The organism is Candidatus Paceibacterota bacterium (genome assembly GCA_028714635.1).
Classification (GTDB): Bacteria; Patescibacteriota; Minisyncoccia; order Phycocordibacterales; family JAQTLZ01; genus JAQTLZ01.
Window position 1 is genome coordinate 196,517 of sequence record JAQTLZ010000001.1, and the last position, 22,173, is coordinate 218,689.

The 22,173-nt window shown below is 43.2% G+C and carries 18 protein-coding genes and 1 tRNA gene; 10 read left to right on the plus strand and 9 right to left on the minus strand.

All coding sequences use genetic code 11. The features are described from left to right. Window positions 1-6 precede the first annotated feature (6 nt). Window positions 7-1,509, minus strand: coding sequence for a translation initiation factor IF-2 (gene infB, locus PHS53_01000; protein ID MDD5356711.1), 1,503 nt, complete (start codon window positions 1,507-1,509; stop codon window positions 7-9). Window positions 1,510-1,694: 185 nt separating this feature from the next. On the opposite strand from infB, the gene PHS53_01005 reads away from it, so the two are divergent. From PHS53_01005 to PHS53_01015, 3 genes are all read left to right on the plus strand, one after another. Next, entirely contained in the window at window positions 1,695-2,873 is a 1,179-nt protein-coding gene (locus PHS53_01005; protein MDD5356712.1) for a cysteine desulfurase family protein, read from the plus strand. 46 nt (window positions 2,874-2,919) lie between these two features. Next, a complete protein-coding gene (locus PHS53_01010) occupies window positions 2,920-3,735 on the plus strand; it encodes a hypothetical protein (protein MDD5356713.1) in 816 nt (271 codons plus the stop codon). A 146-nt stretch (window positions 3,736-3,881) separates the two neighbouring features. Further along, entirely contained in the window at window positions 3,882-6,572 is a 2,691-nt protein-coding gene (locus PHS53_01015; protein MDD5356714.1) for an AAA family ATPase, read from the plus strand. 69 nt (window positions 6,573-6,641) lie between these two features. On the opposite strand, the gene PHS53_01020 is transcribed toward PHS53_01015, so the two are convergent. From PHS53_01020 to PHS53_01030, 3 genes are read right to left on the minus strand one after another with little or no spacing between them, the layout of a single operon-like run. Beyond that, window positions 6,642-7,385, minus strand: coding sequence for a hypothetical protein (locus PHS53_01020; GenBank protein MDD5356715.1), 744 nt, complete (start codon window positions 7,383-7,385; stop codon window positions 6,642-6,644). A 54-nt stretch (window positions 7,386-7,439) separates the two neighbouring features. Further along, window positions 7,440-8,075 carry a methyltransferase gene (locus PHS53_01025; GenBank protein MDD5356716.1) on the minus strand — a complete coding sequence of 212 codons (636 nt, stop codon included), beginning with the start codon at window positions 8,073-8,075 and terminating at the stop codon, window positions 7,440-7,442. Window positions 8,076-8,098: 23 nt separating this feature from the next. Next, complete coding sequence (locus tag PHS53_01030; protein MDD5356717.1) at window positions 8,099-8,944, minus strand: hypothetical protein; 846 nt, start codon at window positions 8,942-8,944, stop codon at window positions 8,099-8,101. A gap of 93 nt (window positions 8,945-9,037) precedes the next feature. Between PHS53_01030 and PHS53_01035 the strand changes: the two genes are divergently transcribed. Beyond that, on the plus strand, window positions 9,038-9,379 hold the full coding sequence (locus PHS53_01035) for a cupin domain-containing protein (GenBank protein ID MDD5356718.1): 342 nt from the start codon (window positions 9,038-9,040) through the stop codon (window positions 9,377-9,379). Between the two features lie 248 nt (window positions 9,380-9,627). Next, window positions 9,628-9,710, plus strand: a tRNA-Tyr gene (locus PHS53_01040). A 221-nt stretch (window positions 9,711-9,931) separates the two neighbouring features. Here the strand turns inward: PHS53_01040 and PHS53_01045 are convergent. Then, window positions 9,932-11,719 (minus strand): VWA domain-containing protein, encoded by a 1,788-nt coding sequence (locus PHS53_01045; GenBank protein MDD5356719.1) that lies wholly within the window; start codon window positions 11,717-11,719, stop codon window positions 9,932-9,934. A 242-nt stretch (window positions 11,720-11,961) separates the two neighbouring features. On the opposite strand from PHS53_01045, the gene alr reads away from it, so the two are divergent. The 5 genes from alr to PHS53_01070 all read left to right on the plus strand — a co-directional run bounded on the left by alr (window position 11,962) and on the right by PHS53_01070 (window position 16,632). After that, entirely contained in the window at window positions 11,962-13,104 is a 1,143-nt protein-coding gene (gene alr, locus PHS53_01050; protein MDD5356720.1) for an alanine racemase, read from the plus strand. Between the two features lie 162 nt (window positions 13,105-13,266). Next, window positions 13,267-13,701, plus strand: a complete 435-nt coding sequence (gene mraZ / locus PHS53_01055; protein ID MDD5356721.1) for a division/cell wall cluster transcriptional repressor MraZ — start codon at window positions 13,267-13,269, stop codon at window positions 13,699-13,701. Continuing rightward, a complete protein-coding gene (gene rsmH / locus PHS53_01060) occupies window positions 13,698-14,591 on the plus strand; it encodes a 16S rRNA (cytosine(1402)-N(4))-methyltransferase RsmH (protein MDD5356722.1) in 894 nt (297 codons plus the stop codon). The genes mraZ and rsmH overlap by 4 nt, the downstream gene beginning before the upstream one ends. Beyond that, complete coding sequence (locus PHS53_01065; GenBank protein MDD5356723.1) at window positions 14,588-14,908, plus strand: hypothetical protein; 321 nt, start codon at window positions 14,588-14,590, stop codon at window positions 14,906-14,908. The genes rsmH and PHS53_01065 overlap by 4 nt, the downstream gene beginning before the upstream one ends. An 11-nt stretch (window positions 14,909-14,919) precedes the next feature. After that, complete coding sequence (locus tag PHS53_01070; GenBank protein MDD5356724.1) at window positions 14,920-16,632, plus strand: penicillin-binding protein 2; 1,713 nt, start codon at window positions 14,920-14,922, stop codon at window positions 16,630-16,632. Between the two features lie 87 nt (window positions 16,633-16,719). Here the strand turns inward: PHS53_01070 and PHS53_01075 are convergent, their stop codons facing one another. The 4 genes from PHS53_01075 to PHS53_01090 form a co-directional block, all read right to left on the minus strand. After that, window positions 16,720-17,319, minus strand: a complete 600-nt coding sequence (locus PHS53_01075; protein ID MDD5356725.1) for a hypothetical protein — start codon at window positions 17,317-17,319, stop codon at window positions 16,720-16,722. Window positions 17,320-17,414: 95 nt separating this feature from the next. Next, window positions 17,415-17,897: a hypothetical protein gene (locus PHS53_01080; GenBank protein MDD5356726.1), complete on the minus strand. Its 483-nt coding sequence runs from the start codon at window positions 17,895-17,897 to the stop codon at window positions 17,415-17,417. 28 nt (window positions 17,898-17,925) lie between these two features. After that, the gene (locus PHS53_01085) at window positions 17,926-19,458 is read right to left on the minus strand and encodes an ATP-dependent helicase (protein ID MDD5356727.1); all 1,533 of its coding nucleotides are present in this window, start codon (window positions 19,456-19,458) and stop codon (window positions 17,926-17,928) included. A gap of 30 nt (window positions 19,459-19,488) precedes the next feature. Beyond that, window positions 19,489-22,173 carry a DEAD/DEAH box helicase family protein gene (locus tag PHS53_01090; GenBank protein ID MDD5356728.1) on the minus strand — a complete coding sequence of 895 codons (2,685 nt, stop codon included), beginning with the start codon at window positions 22,171-22,173 and terminating at the stop codon, window positions 19,489-19,491.

Below are 22,173 nucleotides of genomic sequence, written 5' to 3' on the forward strand. Positions count from 1 at the left end.
GATTGTTTATTTCTCTACGACGTCAAAACATTCAACTCGGTCTCCCGGAGCGATCTCAATTTTTGCCTCAATATCAGCTCCGAATTCGTATCCTTCTCGTATTTCTGTCGCTTTGGCTTTCTGTTGCTGAAGTTCTTTGATGCGCCCACGCCCAATTTCAACATCTCGGCGAAGGATTTTTACCTCTTTTCCCGTTTTTATTTCACCTGTTTCTACTTTGCCCCCAACAATTTGTCGGTCCTTGTTTCTCGAGAATGTCTTTAGAATTTTTGCCCGGCCAGTCGCTTCTTCCGTCATTACTTTCGGTGTTCGTGTTTTTACAGTTTCTTCAAGGTACTCAACAAGTTTATATATGATATCGAACATCTGCATTTGTACCCCAAGTCGCTCTCGAAGGCTCTCTGCTTGAGAATCGATCTTTACGCTGAAGCCGATGAGGATTGATCCCACACTTCCGTTTGCAACTTTCACATCGCTTTCAGAAATGGTTCCGATCCCGCATTGAATAATTTTTAATTTTACTTTTTCTTGAGGGATTTTGGAGATTTCACTTTGAATTGCTTCAAGACTTCCTGATACGTCTGCTTTTACGACGAGGGGAATTTCAAGTCTGTCAGTCGTTTCCTCTTTTTTCTCCGGAGTTGCATCTGCTTTTTCTTTGAATGCCAAAGCTAAACTTTCCGCCTCTTTTTTATTTTCTACGGTTTTGAAAAGCTCTCCAATTTGGGGCATTTCGCTCCAACCGATAATTTTTACAGGAGAGGGAGCGGTAGCTTCAGTAATTTTCACACCAGCAAAATTTTCCATGATTCGTACGGGTGCTGTGCTTTTGCCGGAGACTACAAATGAGCCAGACTTTAATGTGCCGTCAGTGAGGATGAGTGTTGCAGAAATTCCTTTTTTCGGATCAAGATTGCTTTCGAGGACTATTCCTTCTCCTGGTTTTGAGGTGTCTGTTTTCAATTCTTCCATTTCAGAAACGAGAAGCATCATATCGAGAAGCTCGGGCACGCCTTCGCCAGTTTTTGCGGAAATAGCAATGCAGGGAATAGAACCTCCATACCCTTCGACATAGATCTCATTGGTTGCCATGCTCTGCTTCGCCATTTCTATATTTGCATTTGGTTTGTCGATTTTCGTAATTGCAACGATGAAAGGGATTTCCTCTGTTTGAATTGTTTTGAGTGCTTCAATAGTCTGCGCTTTTACGCCGTCTTCTGCAGAAACAACAAGCACGGCAATATCTGCCACGCGCACTCCGCGAGAACGGATGCCTGTGAAAGCAGCGTGTCCGGGAGTATCGAGGAAAGTAATTTTGCTTTCTTTGCCGTCGGCAGTTTTATGGACGACTTCATACGCACCGACGTGCTGGGTAATGCCTCCGGCTTCTTTGTCTACGATATTTGATTTTCGAATGTAATCGAGGAGAGTTGATTTGCCGTGGTCAATATGACCCATTATTGCAATAACAGGCGGGCGAACTATCGTGTTGTTCTTTTCGGGCTTCATGGCAGATATTTAAGTGTTTTTTCGTCATCGCAATAGCGTTCACGTATAGGAGGGAATTGTAACACCCCGTAGTGAATTTTGCCATTCCGAGTTCATTTTGCGCCTTTTGCGAGGCGCGATGGCAAAATCTACTACAGGGTACAAAAATTGGGAAAATTGACAGGTCTTTGCTATATTGTGCGGCAATGGTAAAAAAACGCATATATCTTGATTATGCCTCGACAACTCCTTTGGATAAGGAGGTTTTGAGAGCTATGAGGCCGTTTTTTTCGGAGAATTTTGAGAATCCTTCCTCTCTTTATGTGGAAGGAGTTTTTGCGAAAAAGGCTGTGATGGAGGCCAGGAAAATTATTGGGCATGAGCTTGGGGTGCGCGCGGAAGAAATTATCTTCACCTCTGGTGGTACCGAAGCAAATAATCTGGCGCTACTTGGGGTTTTTCGTTCTGCTAAGAAAAAAAATTCTCGTCCTCATATTGTTACAACGGCAATTGAACATCCTTCGATTCTCGAAGTCTGTAAACAAATCGAGCGCGAAGGGGGAGAGGTAACTTATGTTTCAGTTGGAGAAAATGGAATTGTAAATCCCAAGGATATTGCTAAGGCTCTTCGAAAAAATACGGTTTTTGTTTCTGTTATGTATGCAAATAATGAAATTGGCACGATTCAACCCATTTCCGAAATCGCGAGAGTTATCAGAAATTTTAAAAAAGCTACAAGTGACAAGCTACCAGCTACAAGCTATCCATTTTTCCATACTGACGCTTCGCAAGCGGCTAATTATTTGCCGCTCAAAGTTGATTCACTCGGGGTTTCGATGATGACGCTTGATGGTTCAAAAATATATGGCCCGAAAGGAGTCGGGGTTTTGTATAAGAGAAAAGAAGTTGCAATGGAGCCGATTCTTTTTGGTGGGGGACAAGAAGGGGGGATTCGTTCTGGGACTGAAAATGTCCCAGGGATTGTGGGGATGGGAAATGCAGTGGAGATTTGCGGGAAAATTCGTTTGCGCGAATTTTCCCGCCTCACAGTTTTGCGCGACTTTTTTATTGCTGAAATTTTGAAAAAATTCCAGAAATCCTCGCCGAACGGCGACTTGGAAGCTCGGCTTCCTAATAACATAAATATTTGTTTTCCGGGGCTTGATGCAGAATTTGCCGTCATCAAACTCGATGAGGTGGGAATTGCCTGCGCATCGGCAAGTGCCTGCAACAATCTCTCCGAAAATCCTTCTTCGTATGTTATCGGAGCATTGCCGGGAAAAGATGGATGCAAGGGCTCGTCGCTCCGATTTACTCTGGGAAGAGGCACAACAAAAGCAGAACTTGATAAAGTTCTTAAAATTCTCCCAAAAATTTTAAATTGATTGTTTCTCTTTTTCGCATTAGTATTAAAGCTACAAGCTACCTAAAATGGAGGAATTAACTAAATCACAAATTATCTTACTGACGCTTCTCGTGAGTTTTATTACCTCTATCGCGACAGGAATCGTAACAGTTTCTCTTTTGGATCAGGCTCCACCGGGAGTTACCCAAACTATTAATAGAATAGTTGAGAGAACAGTCGAGAAAGTTGTTCCGGGTCAACCCATCATTGTCACAAAAGAAGTTCCTGTAACCGACGAAGACCTGATCGTCTCCGCAGTGAACCAGAATTCAAAAAGTCTTGTGGAGATAAAGGATGCGGACATCCCAGGCTTTTCACAGCTTGGAATTGTCGTTTCAAAGGATGGCATTATTCTTTCTGACAGCGTCGCTTTTGACCCGAACAGAAAGTTGAGCGCAGTTTTTTCCGATGGGAAATCCTACCCAGTCCTCGCGATGCAGACGACAGGGAAAAGCGTATCAATATTTAAAACTGGTGGTGATAGTATAAAAGATAAATATGTCTTCACTCCCGTAAAAATTTCTAATTCAGACACTATTCGTCTTGGACAAACAGTCATATCTTTGGGAGCAGGCGACGCGGGAAATGTTGTCGGTGTCGGAGTGATTTCTGGCATTTCCTTGATGAACAATCCCGATACGGAGAAAGCAAAAACAGTGCCCCAAATTCCTTCACTTATAAAAACAAATTTGAATGCGGGAGATCCGGCTTCCGGATACTACCTTTTAAATCTTTCCGGAGAAATCATTGGTATTCATCTCTTGGGTGACGGTACTTCCTCGAGAAGCAGTTATACTCCGATAAACACAGTAAAGGGCGAGATTCCTCCTTCCTCTAACTAATTTTCCTCTGGTTTGCTTAGGAAAAGCGGTCAAAGTTGATTTGCTCTTTTTTCACTGTATAATGCAAGATAGGGAACGGTAAATTAAGAGTATTTGGAGCGTCTTATAGGTATATCAGGCAAATCTCTTAATAAATATATAATCTTATGCCTCCATTCAATCATTTTACAACTAAAGCAAAGGAAGCGATTCGCCGGGCTCATGAGCTTGCTATTGAGCGCGGACAAAACCACGTGAATCCTCTCCATCTTCTCACTGCTCTTCTTCTCCAGGAAGAGAGTATGGTTGCGTCTATTCTCGACAAACTTGAGGTGGACACGCTTCTTCTCTCGGACTCCCTCATTGAAGCCATCGAAGGCCCGGAATCTGGAGCTGTTGTCGCTCCATCGTATCAGATCTATCTGACCCCAGAACTTGCGGAAGCGATCGAAAAATCTTCAAAAATTGCCGCAGGACTTAAGGATGAATTCGTTTCAACAGAACATCTTTTCATCGCTATCCTTGAAGTTCCTGGAAGCGCCCGAGAAATTCTTTCTAGATTTCGAATCGACAAAGAAGGCGTGCTACGCGTGCTCGAAGAACTTCGAAGCGCAAAAATTACCGATGTCAATCAGCCGAAGAAATTCAAATCACTTTCAAAATATACCCGAAGCCTTACGAAGCTTGCGAGAGAAAATAAACTTGATCCTGTGATTGGCCGAGATGCTGAAATTTCCCGCATCATCCAAATCCTTTCCCGTCGAACCAAAAATAACCCGATGCTTATCGGCGAGGCAGGTGTGGGAAAGACAGCTATTGCAGAAGGACTTGCGAGTCGAATGGCGCTCGGAGATGTTCCCGAGTCTCTCAAAGACAAAGAGCTCGTCTCGCTTGACCTCGGTTCTCTCATTGCCGGAACAAAATATCGCGGAGAATTCGAAGAGCGTCTCAAAAATATTATTAAAGAAGTGGAACGTTCCGAAGGCAGAATTATTCTTTTCATTGATGAGATTCATACTATCGTCGGTGCCGGAGCTGCAGAAGGCTCGATGGACGCATCAAACATGCTAAAGCCTGCGCTTGCTCGCGGAGAGCTTCGTGCGATCGGCGCGACAACGCTTAAAGAATATTCTCGGCACATAGAAAAAGATCCTGCGCTTACAAGACGCTTTCAGCCCGTGCACGTAAGCGAACCGTCTATTGAAGACGCTATCGCAATTCTTCGGGGACTCAAAGAAAAATACGAACTTTTCCATGGCGTTCGTATTACCGACGATGCGATCATCGCTGCAGTAAATCTTTCAAGCCGGTATATTAGCGACAGATTTTTGCCTGATAAAGCAGTAGATCTTATTGATGAGGCTGCATCTTCGCTCAAAATTTCTCTGGAAGATATGCCCCCAGTTCTTGAAGAAACCCACCGAAAAGTGATGCGTCTTGAAATTGAAAAAGAAGCTCTGAAAAAAGAGGCTGAAACATCAAAGATCGCAAAATCTCGCGTGGCTAAAATTCAAAAAGAGATCGCTGATCTGAAAGAAAAGACGGCGGAGATCGAACTCAAATGGAAAAACGAGAAAGAAACCATTTCTGAAATCAAAACAATTAAGAAAGAACTCGAAAGTCTTCGTATGGAAGGAGAAAGTGCAGAAGCGCATTCGGATCTTTCAAAGGCAGCGGAAATCCGTTATGGGAAAATTCCTGAATTTGAAAAAGAACTTGAAGTAAAAGTGAAGAGACTTAAGAAATTACAGAGTTCCCGCCGAATTTTGAAGGAAGAAATTATTGAAAATGACATAGCGGGCATTGTTTCGAAATGGACGGGAATTCCTGTGACTCGAATGCTCGAAGAGGAGGCCGGCAAGCTTGCCCGAATGGAGGAGGAACTCAAATCGAGAATTAAGGGACAGGATGAGGCGGTAAGAAAGATCTCTGATGCGGTGAAGCGTTCTCGTGTTGGAGTCGCAGATCCGAATCGTCCGATCGGCTCATTCATTTTCCTCGGTCCTACTGGAGTTGGAAAGACAGAGCTTACGAAATCGCTTGCGAAATTTATGTTCGACGATGAGAAAGCTCTCATCCGAGTGGACATGTCTGAATTTATGGAGAAACATTCTGTCTCAAAGATCATCGGTTCGCCTCCAGGCTATGTAGGACATGAGGAGGGGGGAGGTGTTACGGAGATGGTGCGACACCGGCCATATTCAATTCTTCTTTTTGATGAGATCGAGAAAGCTCACCCGGAAGTGTTCAACATTCTTCTTCAGGTTCTTGATAATGGAAGACTTACTGATGCAAAGGGTCGTGTGGTAAATTTCAAAAATACGATTATCGTATTAACTTCGAATATTGGCGCAAATTACATTGATAAGATGCAGAAGATCGGTTTTAGTTCTGGAAACGCAAAGAGCGACTATCAGGAGATCAAATCAAAAGTACAAGGAGCGCTCAAAGATCATTTCCGACCGGAATTTTTGAACCGTCTCGATGATGTTATCGTCTTTGATATTTTGAGCGAAGAAGCTATCAAAGAAATCGTGGATATTCAGATCGGAGTTGTGAAAGACAGGCTTGTTTCGAAGGAAATCAAGCTCGATGTGGGCGAAGATGTGCTCACATACTTGGCGAAGGAAGGTTACAATCCGCAATACGGTGCTCGGCCTTTGAAACGCCTTATTCAGGACAAACTTATGACGCCAGTCGCAAATCTTATGATTTCCCGTGGGGTTATGAAAGGCGGAGAGGTGTATGTCGGAATGAAAGGAAAAGAATTTATTTTTGAAGTGAAAAAAGTTGGCCGACGCGAAAAGAAAAGCGTTGTCTCTGATATTCAGATTTCTAAGGGTGAGGGGGTGAAGTAACCAGAGAGATTCGGCTTTAAAAAAAGAAGCATCGCCGTCGCCGGAGATGCTTCCGATTATCCTGTCTCCTCACACCCCCGCAACTTGCGCGTACAGCATACGATGTTGAACTTTTCCCACCAGATATTCGTGTGACCATTCTGGCTCGGAAAGTATGATTTCCTCCATCTGCTTGGCTAACCGCGCATGTTCTTCTTCGGCGACGCTGTGCAAACGGAAGAATTTCCCATCCGCCAACAGCCCAGTTTCGGCTAGCGCATGTACTTCGCCCATTGAGCCGTCTTCGTTGTCACTAACCGCTCCAAGCAAACGAAAGACAGAAGGTTTGGCGAGCAACGATTGGCAGAATGGCCACCACGGCAGATTCTTCTCAGTACCCCTTTCAAGGCGGAGAATCGCGGGGTGATCTTCGAGAAACACACTGCAATGATCTCCGCTAAGATCGGACATTTGCTCATCTTCGACAAGTTCTTGTCCACACGAGAGGTGGACAAATATCTTGCGTGCTTCCGCCAACTTCTTCGCTTTAGACCACTCCCGCTCAGTTCGAAGTGTTCCGATGGTTTGTTCGAGCAGGAAGAGCGTACGCGCCAAGATGAGTGGAAAGTACAACGGAACCGGCCAGAAGCCAATTCCCGGAATGTTTTTGAGATCTTCCGGAATTCGTTCCCGAGCTGCCAACGCCTTCACGCACTCGCCCATGAAATCCCCGGCAGACGTTCTGCCAAGCACGGCACAAAGTACGCTATTTTCAGCCGTCCTTAAATCCAATTGCCTTAAATCGCCGACATGAGAGAAAACCTTCTCATCCATGATGATTCCTCCAAACCAGGCCTAGTCCTTACTATTTCTACAATATCTCTGTGTTTATGTAAAGACCACCTTAGAAACTGAGTAATTTTGCATCCGGTAGTATTCCCATTTCAAATTTTTCGGAATTATTTTTTGGATTTCTATTTTCGGCATCTCACCCGTTTCAAAATATAATTTAGTTTTCCATTTTTTGGCAACGATAGAGGCGATCAGCTCTTCGTATGCTCCCAAAATTCCTTTGGGATGAAAAATTGCGATTTTCGGCTCGAACTTAAGTTTTTCTGGCGAGTTACTTTTCAGCACGTACCTTTCATCTCCCCACGGAAGATTTGCAACTATGATATTGGGGGAAAAAATATCTAAATTATCTACATAATTACCTGAGCTGCAGATTATATTTGCTGTTTTGTGTATTTTTACATTTTTGCGCGTAACCTTCAAAGCCTTCTCATCAATATCAACGGCGTAGATTTTTGCACTCGGAAATTCCTTTGCAAGAGTAACAGCAATACAGCCTGAACCAGTACCAACATCGACAATCGATGACGGATTATTCGCTTCCTCTTTAACAAGATTCACTAACTGCTCGGTTTCAATGGTTGGGATGTAAGCGCGTTCGTCAATATAAAATGTCTCACCGCAAAAATCGACTTTCTGTGTTTTGTATTCTTTTGGTTTGTCGTCGATCATTTTTCTAAAAATTAGAAAATTGTCTAAAAATCTACTCCCCAGAACTTTTTAAACTTAATGGTGATCTTTCTCGCTTTCTCTGGATTATTTTCGAGCCAGATACTGCATTTTGTTTTCTTTCGAAATATGGCAAGAACAGCTTGGAGATCAAGATCATTTAATGATTTTGTTTTTTCGTATATTCGATCAATCTCCTCAGCCGTCTTTGGATCAAGTTTTACTGTAACAACAAAATCATCGACGACGTTTATATAGGTTGATCGTTCGTTTTGAAAGTCGCTTTTACTGAATGAATACTCAACTGCTTTTTTATCCCAAAATTTCTCTGTCCATTTATCCAGAAAAGAATTACCTCCAACAATAAGATAAAGTTTTGATTTTGCCAATTTCAAGGATTCAATATATTGCTTCTCCTGTTTCGTCTGAACTAAGTGAAACCACGGATGCGGATTCCACCCAAGAAGTATCTTCTTTTTCGACTGCTGGATTATCATGAGAAGGAGATGAGACCAAAAGTCATTCATTTTTAGTAAATCTGTAAAATGCCAAATCTCCTTTTTATTTATTTCCGGTAAAACGAGCGGAGATCGAGGCCTTTCGATATAGGTAGAGGAAAGAGTGTCTGCAAGAGAAAGAAAATTGAGCACCCACGGTAATCGTAAGCTATAGCGAGTTTCTAGTTTAAATAACATTCCTTCCTCTTGGAGTTTCTTTAATTCTTTATAGAGACCTTGAATTGTATACTTTCTGCCGCCAACCTCTACTACTTTTTTATGAATTTGGGATGCATTGAGAAATTGCTCTGTAGAAAGAGCTTCTAAGATTGTTTCGGCTAGTTTTTTGCGTTCCTTGAGTATTGATTCAACCATTTGTTTAAAAAATGCCTGTTTTTCGAAATTTTGTTGATATCTAATATATCATACTTATAATCGAATTGGGAATAGGTAAGAAAGGAGGAAGAAATGAACACCGTTGCAGTACCCGGTTGTCCGGGAACAGTGGTTGAGGAATTGCCGAGCGCCCTCGGTAGGCAGTTCTTGCGAGTTACAATCGAGCGTGGTGGTGAGGTGCCACTACACTCGCACGAATGCGCAGCGACCATGATCGTTACTCACGGATCAGCTCGCAAACTTGTCGAGCGCGGAAACGCCGAAAGGGTGAAAGCGGGTGATGTTATCACTAAAGCGGCGCGAGAACCACACGGGTTCACAGAAATTGGAGAGGAGGGATTCTCCTTCATTTCCGTTTCTGGTGGTCTCGGTATTGTCCAAGAAGGTGGCAAGCTCGACATGGAACTTGTTTAAGCAGGTTCCTATCAGCCAGCGTTAAGGACGGAGAAGAATTCTCTCCGTCCTTTTTTCTTGTCTTAATATTCGGGTGGGGGAAGGGTAGGGGGTGAAGTAAAGGGGCAGCTTGTAGGTTGTAGCTATTAACTTGTAGCTTAAAATACGAATACTTAAAAAGCCGCGATTGTCTGAAGGCAATCGCGGCTTTCGCATTGTTTTTTCAAGAATTTTCTGTTACCTTTGTAGGGTAATGAGGTAACGGAAATGCGTCGGTACCCAAGTGGTCAACGGGAGCAGACTGTAAATCTGTTGGCTTACGCCTTCGTTGGTTCGAATCCAACCCGACGCACAAATTAAATCTCCCCGAAAGGGGAGTTTTAATTTGTGGCCGAGCAAGACGCGGGGGGGGGGCGTCTTGCGTGGTTGGATTCGAAGCCTCGATAAGCAGATTTTTAAGTTCGTAATCGAACGTAAAAAATCTCCATCGAGGAAACTGGTTCTGTAAGAACCGAAATTCCAACCCGACGCACAATAACTAAAAACTTCCGCAAAAGCGGAAGTTTTTAGTCTCTATAACCCTACTGGAGGCATTGTTTTTGGAATATCAGGCGGGATTTGCGGAGGCACTGGCGGTGGTGGAGGCGTTGGCATTGGAATAGGTGGAGGCGGAGTTGGTATGACCGGCGCTACTGGTGTTACCGGCATCGTGGGAACAGTTGGGGCAACTTGAGACGCTACTGGTGTCACGTATACCGGTTTTGGAGCGGGAGGCGGAGTAGGAGCTACTGGCATGGTTTGTACTGGTGGAGGTGGGGGTGGCGGAGGCTGGACGGATGCAGGAGGTGCTGGAGGAGTAGGAGGAATGACAACTGGCGGAACGAATGCTGGTTTCGCCACTTGTGCCGGGGAGGTCGGCATTACTTGGATTGTCGAAGGCATAACCGATGCTGTGCTAGCAGGAGCCGTGGAGACTGGTTTCGGCGGAGTGGGCATTGAGGACATCGGAGAAGCTCCTGGCATTGAAGCAGGCGGAATATAATTTGGCTTCATTGTAACTGGTGGCATCATGCCCGGAGAAGGAATAACAGGAGAACTTTTTCTTCGGAAGATTTTTATCATGAGAGCTATGATGAGAAGTGCAAAAAATCCAATTCCCATAACAACATACATCATCACTCCCTCAAAAGGAGAGGGAACGGCCGAACTTTCAGCAACTGGAGTGACAGCCAACTCTTGTCCGGCAGCTACTGCGATGACTGTTGGACTCGGCTGTGCAACTTCAATTTTGAAGGTTGTGCTTTTATCCATCGAATAATATGCGCTCGAGTAATAATCGGGAAGCGGTCCGACTAAAAGATAAATAAATCCGGTGTAACTTGGCGTATAAGAAACTACATTTTTCGTAGAAGCTTGCACGCTGTATGTTTTGCCGATCTCCACTCTGTCCTTGTCTTGAATTTTAAGTCCTGCATTTATTTGCTTGCTTGGGACGAAACTCTTTGTCGCGGAATCATACCCGATTGCCTTGTCAGTTGTGATGAGAGTAAGTGTGATGGGGACATTTTCTGTTACGGAGATTTTAAAATAATCGTAGTCGCCGTTTTTCTGATTGTGATCAAGATGATATGAGGCCGGATCGATCGCGACCGCCGTGTCATACCCATTTCCTCCTCGAATTGCGATCGCGATATCTTTATCGGTGTTTGTTTTGTCTATTGGCTTTTCGATATCTTGAATTGCTTTGAATCCGGAGATAAGAGATGCTGAATCTGTGGCGTCAAAATATTTTGCTCCGCCAGCTGTCGCGATTGCCGAAAGTTGCGTTCGTGAAGCGTCGTCAACTCCAAGCCCGATAACATAGGTTTTTATCTTTGCGGACGATGCCAAAAGTGCCTTAGCAGAAGCCACCGGATCGCCTCCACAGGTATCTTTTCCATCGGTAAGCAGGATAATACTGTTGTCATTTCCCGCTATGAAATCATTTTGAGCTTGGCTCAAAGCATATGCAGTAGGGGTGTATGTTCCAATAGCATCGATCGCATTTACTTTGCCGATGATCGCATTTCTGTCAGATCCGAACGGCATGAGAAGCTCTGTTTGTTTGCAGGCTTCTGCTTGAGTAGTTTTTCTTACATTTCCGAATGGACGGAGCGCGGTTATGATGCTTCCATGAAGGCTTGTGATGATGTCAGAGAGCGCTGATTTTGCAGCAATGATTTTGGTGGTGTTTCCGAAGCTTTCGAGCATCGAGCCGGAAGCGTCGAAGATGAAAAGCATATTTTTTGCTCCGTCTGCGCGCGCGACCGAAACGGATGAGAACAAGCTCAAAATTATTGTAAAGAGAAATATCTTTTTCATTTTGCCCGCCTAAATTTTCTACTATAGCTCTTACCAACCTCAGCCTTATAGAAAATTTATAAATTAATTTTAAAAATCGATTTTTTTATTATGCACCCGAAAACTTTGGCGGGTGAATAAGTCCTACCTTTTAATAAATACAGTATATCCTGAAAGACGTTTCTTGTTTGATAAGTTTTACACACCGTCTGTCCGGGCTGGCAGGGTTGTAGAGAACGAGAAATCTTGCTACTTTGTAGGCTATGATCGCTAAAAATGACCGAATGGGGCTTCGAACGTGGATCGAGGTGGATACTCGCGCAATCGCGCATAATTACGAAATTTTCAGAAAGCTCATTCCAAAATCGTGCAAGTTGATGGCGGTGGTGAAATCGAATGCTTATGGCCACAGTCTCGTCGATTTTTCGAAAGAGATTTCAAAACTCGGCGCGGATTGGATCGGTGTTGATTCTGTTGTGGAAGGATTTGCTTTGCGACGAGAAGGCATTACGCTTCCGATTTTAGTTCTTGGCTACACTTTGCCTGAACTTGTTCATGAAGCGGCGGAGAAAAACATTTCCCTCACCGTTTCAGATCTGTCTTTTTTTGAAAATTTGCCGAAAGGAAAATTATCGCAGAAAATACATATTCACATTGAAGTCGATACGGGAATGCATCGGCAAGGTTTTCTTTCTGAACATAAGGAGACATTATTTTCAGCATTAGAAAAATACAAAGATTTCGTAAAAGTGGAGGGGTTGTATACGCATTTTGCAGAGGCGAAAAATCCGTCTTCGCTTGAATATACGAAAGGCCAGATCAGCCAGTTTCTGGAATGGAAGAAAAGCTTTGAAAGTAAAGGGTTTTCTCTCGTTACCCATGCGGGCGCCACAGCGGGCACCCTTCTCTATCCAGAGGCAGATTTTGATATGGTTCGTATCGCTTCCGGCCTTTTTGGACTCTGGCCATCTCACAAATTACGAGAAGCTTTTGAGGAAAAAATACATCTTACTCCCATACTTTCTTGGAGAACGCTTATTTCAGAAGTAAAAGAAATTGAAGCGGGAGAGTCTGTGGGATATGAACGAACATATAAGCTTTCTTCGCGAGCGAAGATCGCAATTTGCCCCGTTGGATATTGGCAAGGGCTTCCGCGTTCCTTGTCTAATAATGCTGAAGTGCTTTTGAACGGCAAGCGAGCGAAAATCATCGGACTTGTTTCGATGGATATGATCATTCTTGATTGCACCGATATTCCTGAAGTGAAAGTTGGCGATGTTGTGACGCTTATAGGATATGATCGAGATGAATCTATTGACGTGTATGAACTTGCAGAACATGCAGATACGGGACACAACGAAATTGTGACTCGTATTAATCCGCTCATTAAGCGCATCTATTTTTAGAAGCGAAGAAAGAAAAACGACGAAAAATCGGCCCTGCGGGGCCGATTTTTCGTCTCATTCTGGTGTGGATAACTCTGTTGGTAAGTGGGGGAGAGTGGTATAAAATAGAGCCTAGGTGGGAAAGAGTGGTAAATAATAATTTTTTACTCTATACTATGAATCATGCTCATCGGGGAATACACTCACACAATCGACGACAAAAACCGGCTCTCGCTTCCGGTAAAATTTCGAAAAGAATTGGGAAAAAAAGTGGTGCTCACGCTGTGGCTCGACAATTGTTTGTCCGTGTTTGCCCCCAAGGAATGGGAAAAGATTTCGGAGAAGCTTTCGCAGTCGTCTATGCTGTCGGGAGACAACAGAAGCTTCAACCGGTTTATGTTCGCAGGCGCAACAGAGGCGGAAGTTGATTCGATCGGACGTATTTTGGTTCCAGATTTTCTTCGCGAAAGATCAAATTTACAGGAAAAAGTAGTAATTATCGGAGTAGAAAATCGGGCGGAAATTTGGAATGAGAAGACGTGGAGTGAATATAAGAAGAGTGTGGAGAAGAAGGCGGATTCATTGGCAGAGAAGTTAGGACAGGCCGGAATTCTATGATCCACACGAGTGTTCTTTTACAGGAATCAATAGATGGATTAGCGATCACAAATGGTGATGTTTTCCTTGACTGCACAATAAACGGCGGAGGCCACAGCGAAGAGGTAGCTAAGCGATTCGGACAAGCTGTGCAAATCATCGGAATTGATATGGATGAAAGTGCGCTCCAAAGGGCTGAAAAACGGCTCTTGGTACAGAAAGCAAAGTTTCTCCTTGCGCAGGATAACTTCCGAAATGTCAACAAAGTGCTTGAAAAATTTGGCATACAACGGGCGAACAAGATTTTGTACGATTTGGGACTCTCTTCCAATCAGTTCGAAGACTCGGGCAGGGGTTTTTCTTTCCAAAAAGACGAACCGCTTCTTATGACTTTTAAAGAAAAGCCGACAGAAACTGATTTGACGGTAAAAGAAATTTTGAACAGCTGGGACGAAGAAAATATCGCGGATGTGATTTACGGATACGGAGGCGAAACATTTTCACGACGGATTGCGAAGGGAATTGTGGAAGCGAGAGCGGTGAAGCCCATCGAAACAACGGGAGAGCTTGTAGAAATAATCAAAAATGCGACCCCAGCACCGTATCACCGCAGAAAAATCCATTTCGCGACGAAAACATTTCAGGCACTGCGCATTACTGCAAACGATGAAATCCGAGCGCTCAAAGAAGGACTGGAAAAAGGATACGCGATCCTCGCTCCGAAAGGCAGAATAGCGGTCATTTCATTCCACAGCATCGAAGACAGGATCGTAAAACAATTTTTTAAATCAAAAGAAAAGGCTGAAGAAGCTATTTTAATAACAAAAAAACCAATTGTGCCGAGCCGAGAGGAAGTAGTGAGAAACCCGCGTTCAAGAAGTTCAAAACTGCGTATTTTAGAAAAAAGATGAGAAGCAATGTAGAAAAATTCAATCACTATCAAAAACTCTTTTTCTGGGGTGCTTTTTTGCTCTTGGTAGTTTCTGTTTGTTCTTATGTGTATTTTCTCAACGGCACTATCCGTAATGTGGTAGAAAGACAAAAGGCAGAGACACGCATCGCCTCAATTCGGGGCGCAGTGGGAGAGCTTGAATCTCGCTATATCGTCCTTAAAGACTCAATTACCCTCGATCTAGCATCATCGCTCGGGTTTCAGACGGTTCAAAATCCTGTCTTTATTTCTCGCACAGCGCTTTCGAAAGCACTCTCCGTCAATTCGGTTGAGTAATTCGAGAGCGCATGAAGATCCACTCATTATCTAGAATACGCATCATTTCTATCGGACTTTTTCTGTTCGCGGTACTCATTGTTGCAAAGTTATATCTTGTTCAAGTGGTAGATGGCCATCTTTATACTGACAAAGCCGATCGCCAGTATGTAAAACCGAACGAAAACCTTTTTGACAGAGGTTCTATTTTTTTTCAAACTCGAAGCGGGGATTTGGTCAGCGCCGCGACCTTGAAAACTGGGTATCTTGTCTCACTCAGTCCTAAATTGGTGACAGATCCCGAAACCACGTTCGAAAAGTTGGAGAGCGTGATTCCGCTTGAAAAAGAATCTTTTTTGGAGAAAGCGGGCAAGAAAGCTGATCCATACGAGGAGGTGGCTCGAAGAGTTTCTGAAGCAGATGCCGCTAAAATCGAGAGCCTTAAACTTCCCGGAGTTTCTCTCTATAAAGAAAAATGGAGGTACTATCCTGGAACAACTATGGCCGCGAACGTGCTCGGGTTTGTTGGTTCTGATGGGAAATCTGTTGCCGGTCAATATGGTCTCGAAAAATATTATGAAGCCGAGCTGAATCGGAGTGATCGAAATTTGAATGTAAATTTTTTTGCTGAAATATTTTCTGACGTAAGCAAAACGCTCGTCGACGACAAACAGGCGGAAGGGGACATTGTTTCAACCATAGAGCCTTCAGTCCAGCTTTTTCTTGAAAAACAATTAAAGTCGCTTCAAGCAGAATGGAATCCTGATACTTCAGGCGCGATTATTATCGATCCGACAAATGGTGAAGTGTATGCGTTGGCTTCGCTTCCTACATTCGATCCAAACAATTTTAATCTTCAAAAAAATCCGCGGGTTTTTTCCAATCCGCTCGTCGATAGCGTGTATGAGATGGGTTCGATCGTAAAGCCACTTACCATGGCAGCCGGAATTGATTCGGACACTGTCACTCCTACAACAACTTACGATGATAGAGGATTTCTGGAACTGAACGGTTTGAAAATTTCGAACTTCGATTTTCGCGGCCGTGGGGTTGTTCCCATGCAGGAAGTGCTCAATCAGTCTTTGAATACCGGAGCGGCAACCGTCGCTCTTCGAATGGGGAAGGACCTCTTTTCCAAATATATGTTGAATTACGGTTTGGGCGAGGAGACTGGAATTGACCTCCCGAATGAATCAGCTGGACTTGTAGAAAACTTAAAAAGCCCTCGAGATATCGAGCATGCCACAGCAGCGTATGGGCAGGGAATTGCACTTACGCCGATCGCCACTGTCCGCGCGCTTTCTACGCTTGGGAACGGCGGGGTTCTCATTGATCCGCATGTGGTAAAAAGTCTCAAATACACGGTCGGGCTTTCAAAAGATCTGTTCACTGGCAGAGAGGAAAAACGAGTTCTCAAAAAAGAAACTTCAGAAACCATCACCAAAATGCTTGTAGAAGTGGTGGATAAAGCACTTCGTCATGGCACCATGAAGCTCAAGAATTGGAGCGTAGCGGCGAAAACCGGTACTGCCCAGATCGCAAACCCGGCAGGAAAAGGTTATTACGCAGACCGCTATCTCCACTCCTTTTTCGGTTATTTCCCAGCGTATAATCCGAAGTTTTTGGTCTTTATGTATATGGTGTACCCAAAAGGAGCGAATTATGCGTCAGAGACGCTGACCACTTCTTTCTTCGACATCACAAAATTTCTCATAAATTATTACGAAATTCCGCCGGATAGGTAGATTTGAACTGTGAACCCATTGCGTGGCTTTCAGAACTTACTAAACAGAGACAGTATATCGGTTTAGCAGTCGAAAAGCTTGAAGCACTTATGGCTTCTTAGGTCCTTTACCAACCAATCTCGCAAATGATTTTGCGATTGGTTCACCTTTATGAAAGACAAAAGTTCCTTCAACACCAAGTTCTTCTCTAATATCCCAGTAAAATCTTTCTATGCGGTTCGCTATCTTCTTTGTAAAACGTGGGTCCACTTGAAAAATACCGTTAATATGGACGAAGCCATTCTCGTGGATATTTAGTTTTGTATTGAAGTGACCAACCTGATTTCCTCTGGCACGGACTATCTGGTTTATTGATGCTTTTATACTATCCAGTCTTTTCTGGTAACGCTTACGCTTCTTTTCATCTTTGATGTGGTCAGTCATCGTATAGAGCGATGATGTCTGCCTGTTTTCATCGAGAATTGTACCGAGAATGACAATCGCATCTCGTGAATAGACATCAACCATCGAAATAATAATGGTTAGACTTCGCTTCGGCTCATCTTCAGCAAAGTCATCTTTGTGTTTGCCAAGATACAGAATGAGGTCGGCTTGGTCTCGTAGACGATTGAGACAATCATAAACATAATCACTTATGTTTCGTATCTTTCTTGTTTCGTCTATTACTGGTTTCTTTTTTGATTTCATATAGGTGAGGGTTTTGCTTCTTGTCTGCCCTGAGAAGTATTTGGAACGCTCCAACAATCCTATCTCTTTCTTCATTGGTCCAGTTCGGGACTTTATTATTTTTTACTACCATTGATTTCCTTTATCATTTTCCAGCTCAATTCTTCGACCGTACCTAATTCATCCACAAAAAAGAGATACAGGTTCAATTTATCCATCACATCAAACGGCATCTTTCGTATGACCATTTTTCTGAATGATGTAGGAAAAGCAACTCCGTATTTGTAGCCATACTTGTAACCTCTTGCTCCATTACGGTGCATTCTTGTCAGTATCTGTCCCAGTGCAGAGTTGAAGCTACTACTCTGGCTCCCTGAAGGGTTTATAACCTTTATTGAGGGGTCTCCTTTGGCTTCTATAAGCCAGTATCGTGCAAAGTTATTGTTTCGGACTTTTATATCAACACCTTGCTCCCACAACTCCTTACTAGTTAGTGATTTGCTCCAGCCGTTTAGCTCAAGATGTCTAATGACAGACTTTTGTACAAAATCCTCTGTGATTATCTGTCTTTCTTTTTTGGTTGGTTTAGGGGTAATCATAGAATGGTTCACAACGTTCACATATTCACTATGCGTTTATTTCTTCGATAAATCTCGAAGCTTTTCCTTTCCATAGTCGTGAACGTACATCAAACTTGAAGTCATCTTTGTTCACTGTGTTCACGTGCTTTCCTTCAATACTGATACTTGAGATGAGATGCAGGGCTTTCTTTGCTCTTGTCATACCCACATAGAAAAGTCTTCGTTGGCTCTCAATAGTGTCGTTTCCTTTGGCACGATTTGGTATAACACCTTCAATAAGACCAATCATAAACACGTGCTCCGCACCAAGTCCTTTCGACTTATGTATAGACATTATGTTTACTCGTTTTTCCACATCTTCCTCAATGAGCACGAATAGGTTTTCAAGCTTTTCGTCTTCGGTATCACCCTCAGCATTGTTGTAGAAATCTGCTAGGTCTAGGAAATAAGGCTCCTGAAGTGCCGTATCAATATCTACATATGTTGCTTTAGCTTCATTTGGAAGTTTGCTTGCGACCACACCAAATAGCTCTGCAAAGTCCTGTCCACTGGCATAGTGTTTCTTGATGGTCTCGTAGAGCTTCTTTCTTGATGACAAAACATTGTATCCAATCAATGCGAGATTGAGGTACTTATGCTTACCAAAAAGACTTCTCAGTACCCACGATTTCCTAATGATTTCGGGCTCTACTTTAGCAACAAAATAGTTCTTGTAGTCGATACCAGAACCATCAAGTCGGTTAGTGAGGTTCTCCACGAGAAATCTCACAGGACTGAGTATCAGAACCTTCTCGTCAGTTGAAGCTCCAATGACCTTCTGGACCTCATCCAAGATATAGTCTGCCGTGTTGGTGTTTGAAGGAAACTGTTTTTGTACAATAGTCCCAGCTTTACCTGTCTTCTCCCATTTTTTGTCTACTCGTTTTGTGTTGTTCTTTATCAGTTTCGTAGCACTATCTACCACACTGTCAGGACATCTGTAGCACTTGTGTTCGTGCTCAAGCTTCTCGTGAGAAGGGTCTGAGTGGAGCGAAATAATCTTGTCGTTATCGGCATCTTTGAAGTCGTAGATACACTGGTCATCATCACCAAGAATATAACTCTCGCTCATTACTTCTACGAGCAAATCAATGAGTTCTTGCTCATTTTTATTGAAGTCTTGGTATTCATCCACTATCAATACGGAGTACGCTGAAAGCTTATCTTTGAGGTATGCAGGGTTTGATTTTGCATAGCTGACAAAGCGAGCAATCATCTGGTCAAAAGTTGTTGCTGAGAAGAAATTGCACAAATCATCGAACCCTATAGAAGTGCTTTTTGAGATTTGAGAAAGCTCACTAATCTCTAGCATATCGAGAACGTGCCTACTTTTGTCGTGATTGTATTTCACAGCAAACTTATGAAGGGTCATACAATTCTCAGGACTGACACCAATCGGTATCAGGGACTTCTTCAGGTCCTCAACAGTTGCGTTGGTAAAAGAGATAATCAAAACACCATCAAGATTTGGCTTTGATTGAATGATGTTCTTTATGTTTGTTGTTTTACCAGTCCCTGGTCCTGCGAGTAGTATTTTCATAATGGTTCACGATGTTCACTCATTCACCAACTACTTTGAGAATAGTCGGACCAGCTCATCGAAGTTCTTGGCTGGATTTTTTTCATAGTCTTCTTGTTTGACGTATAGAGCCTTGTAAACAACTCTACTTTGTCGAGCGTTTACGTCCTCACACCACTTTTGAAGTCTTTCAAACTTGATTTTGTCGTCCTCTTCTTCACGACCCTTTGTTTCAATGATGTACACCTGTTTCTCATCAACCTTCACAAAGAAGTCTGGGTAATAATTAGCGATAAAGCCTTCAGCATTCTTGTATTCAATACGGAGAGCAGTCGCTTCCTTGTTTTGGAAGTTCTTCGCAAACGAGATAGTGTCATCGCATTTTTCAAGGAAAGCAGAGAACTCAAGCTCAAAGTTACTATCTCCCACAATTCGGTTGAATACGGATTTTTGAGGAATGAGGAACGCCTTATCATTTACCACAAAAGGGCGTGCATCACTTACCTTGATGTAGTTCTTGATTTCGGTATCACCCTTGTCTTGGACCGTTAGCTCGTTGATTGATTTCTTGAAGCCGTCTTTGATGAGTTTTATGTACTCAACTTCGGATAGGTTACGAAGAACATTCAGGTCTGTGAGCTCAACCTTGCTCTCAAACATATGGTTCTCAACAAAATCCTTCACTTTGCCAAAGAGGATGTCATAGCATCCGAATAGACGCATTTCTCGCATTATTGCCTGTGCAAAGAAGCCAACGACACTCTGGTAGTTTGGTTCAATATCACCACTCAAAATCGTAGTGTGATGGACCGCTTCAGCAACCACATCTTTGAAGACAATTTCTCGTTTCTCTTGCTCACTGAACGTCTTTACCTGCACCTTCTCGTTTCCAAAAGTAGAAACATCCAAGTCAGCAAGATTTTTGTACTCTCGCTGTATTCTGGCGGTCATTACAGGGATTTCAATATCCAGTTTTCCAATGTCCTTCTTGGTGTTCTCTTTATCAATCTCAATCACCATAGGAGAAATAGGTTTTGAACCAGACCCCATCAAACGCTTTTCAAGGAGTACGCCTTCACCCTTGATACTCTCTACGAAGTCCATAAAGGCTGGAGTACCGATAACACTCACGTATTCATCAATGTCATCTCTTCCAAAATACATTCTTCGGAGACCTCTACCAAGCGTTTGCTCAGGAAGGATTTTACTATCTGAAGCGTATGGTCGGAGACCAACAATAGTAGTTACGTTTTTTACGTCCCATCCTTCTTTGAGCATCATTACAGACACGATGACCTTGTAAGGACTTTCCCAGCTATCAATCTCGTTCGATTGCTTTCGGAGTTGTTCAAGTTCTTCTTGATTTCTACCTGTTGTACTCTCAGAAATCTCACCACTCTTGTTCGTGTGAATAGTAAGGACCGCACCCTTTAGTTCAGGGTAGTTCATTTCAAGATACTGAGCGACATCATCACAGTTCTTGGTATCGTCAGTCATTATGAAGAGAAGGGACTTCTTGTTTGTAGGTAGGAGTTGTTCGTATGTCTTTCTCCATTCTTCAACACCAAGGTGAATGTGGTCTCTCCACTTCTCTGTGAATACAACGCTTTGACCTTCTTTGAGCTTTCCTCGACTTGCTTCGTCTGGCACAACTGGTTGCTTCACAACACGCTGGTGAATTGCTTCAACCAACGGATAGTCAGAAATAGTCTGTACGAAAATCGCACCTTTGTTGTTTTTAGGTGTTGCTGTTACGTCTAATTGGAGAGAAAGACCGCCACCTTTTTGCTTGAGTTTATTATCAATATCACGAATAGATTTGAGCCACGCATTTTCTTCGTGGATATGGTGAGCCTCGTCATTGATAACAATAAGCTCATCAATATCTCGGACTACCATTCCTAAATCAACAGTTCCTTGATTTGTTTTAGTAACTGGCTTATCTCCAAGGAAATACTCAGAAGCATCCTCATCGTCTGCATCGTAATCTTTTACATCGCTTTCAAACACTCGGTGAATGTTAGTGAGGAAAATGTTTCCAGTATCAGAGACGTTTTTGAGCTCATCTTGGAGGTGAAGTGTAATCTGGAAATCATCCTGCCAGTTTTGACCCATATAACCGTTATCAGGAAGAACAGGGTCCAAGAAGAATATCTTGTTTCCTTCAAAGTCATTCTTGATACGCTCGAACACGATTACGTTTGGTGCGATGAGTAGGAAGTTCTTTGCGAGATTTGAGCCTTCTTCGTAGAGTTTATGGAAATACGCCCACGCAATCACCAAGCTCATTACCTTGGTCTTACCAGCTCCTGTAGCCATCTTGATGACAAATCGGAGCCAATCCTCGGTGAACATCTGAGGGCTCAAAACGCCTGTAGAGTTGTAGCGTATCAAATCGTACTTATCCTTCACCTGAGCGACCTCGTAGAGCCATACAACGGTCTCCAGAGCCTCTCTTTGAGAGAAGTAGTATCGGAAGTTGTAGGATGTACCGTCCTGATTGTAGAGAGTGTGTTCTTCTTTGAACCACCACGTCAAAAGTGCTTTTGAGGTATCGCTAGCACCCTCATAATTATTATCTCGCCACGCTTTTACTTGCTTACGAAGTTCTGCAACGAGAGGAGGAATGAGCTTCTCAAATCCTTTTTCTCGAAGGTCCTCATCAGCAGGAAACCACCTAATTTCAGGATTGAGGATTGCGTATGGGTCTTTTGGAAAATCTTTGTGTAGTGCCAT

What these genes read in the sequence shown, in the direction of transcription:
- infB (MDD5356711.1), bottom strand. Translation starts at nt 1,509, where the DNA reads ATGAAGCCCGAAAAGAACAACACGATAGTTCGCCCGCCTGTTATTGCA.
- PHS53_01005 (MDD5356712.1), top strand. Translation starts at nt 1,695, where the DNA reads ATGGTAAAAAAACGCATATATCTTGATTATGCCTCGACAACTCCTTTG.
- PHS53_01010 (MDD5356713.1), top strand. Translation starts at nt 2,920, where the DNA reads ATGGAGGAATTAACTAAATCACAAATTATCTTACTGACGCTTCTCGTG.
- PHS53_01015 (MDD5356714.1), top strand. Translation starts at nt 3,882, where the DNA reads ATGCCTCCATTCAATCATTTTACAACTAAAGCAAAGGAAGCGATTCGC.
- PHS53_01020 (MDD5356715.1), bottom strand. Translation starts at nt 7,385, where the DNA reads ATGGATGAGAAGGTTTTCTCTCATGTCGGCGATTTAAGGCAATTGGAT.
- PHS53_01025 (MDD5356716.1), bottom strand. Translation starts at nt 8,075, where the DNA reads ATGATCGACGACAAACCAAAAGAATACAAAACACAGAAAGTCGATTTT.
- PHS53_01030 (MDD5356717.1), bottom strand. Translation starts at nt 8,944, where the DNA reads ATGGTTGAATCAATACTCAAGGAACGCAAAAAACTAGCCGAAACAATC.
- PHS53_01035 (MDD5356718.1), top strand. Translation starts at nt 9,038, where the DNA reads ATGAACACCGTTGCAGTACCCGGTTGTCCGGGAACAGTGGTTGAGGAA.
- PHS53_01045 (MDD5356719.1), bottom strand. Translation starts at nt 11,719, where the DNA reads ATGAAAAAGATATTTCTCTTTACAATAATTTTGAGCTTGTTCTCATCC.
- alr (MDD5356720.1), top strand. Translation starts at nt 11,962, where the DNA reads ATGATCGCTAAAAATGACCGAATGGGGCTTCGAACGTGGATCGAGGTG.
- mraZ (MDD5356721.1), top strand. Translation starts at nt 13,267, where the DNA reads ATGCTCATCGGGGAATACACTCACACAATCGACGACAAAAACCGGCTC.
- rsmH (MDD5356722.1), top strand. Translation starts at nt 13,698, where the DNA reads ATGATCCACACGAGTGTTCTTTTACAGGAATCAATAGATGGATTAGCG.
- PHS53_01065 (MDD5356723.1), top strand. Translation starts at nt 14,588, where the DNA reads ATGAGAAGCAATGTAGAAAAATTCAATCACTATCAAAAACTCTTTTTC.
- PHS53_01070 (MDD5356724.1), top strand. Translation starts at nt 14,920, where the DNA reads ATGAAGATCCACTCATTATCTAGAATACGCATCATTTCTATCGGACTT.
- PHS53_01075 (MDD5356725.1), bottom strand. Translation starts at nt 17,319, where the DNA reads ATGAAATCAAAAAAGAAACCAGTAATAGACGAAACAAGAAAGATACGA.
- PHS53_01080 (MDD5356726.1), bottom strand. Translation starts at nt 17,897, where the DNA reads ATGATTACCCCTAAACCAACCAAAAAAGAAAGACAGATAATCACAGAG.
- PHS53_01085 (MDD5356727.1), bottom strand. Translation starts at nt 19,458, where the DNA reads ATGAAAATACTACTCGCAGGACCAGGGACTGGTAAAACAACAAACATA.
- PHS53_01090 (MDD5356728.1), bottom strand. Translation starts at nt 22,173, where the DNA reads ATGGCACTACACAAAGATTTTCCAAAAGACCCATACGCAATCCTCAAT.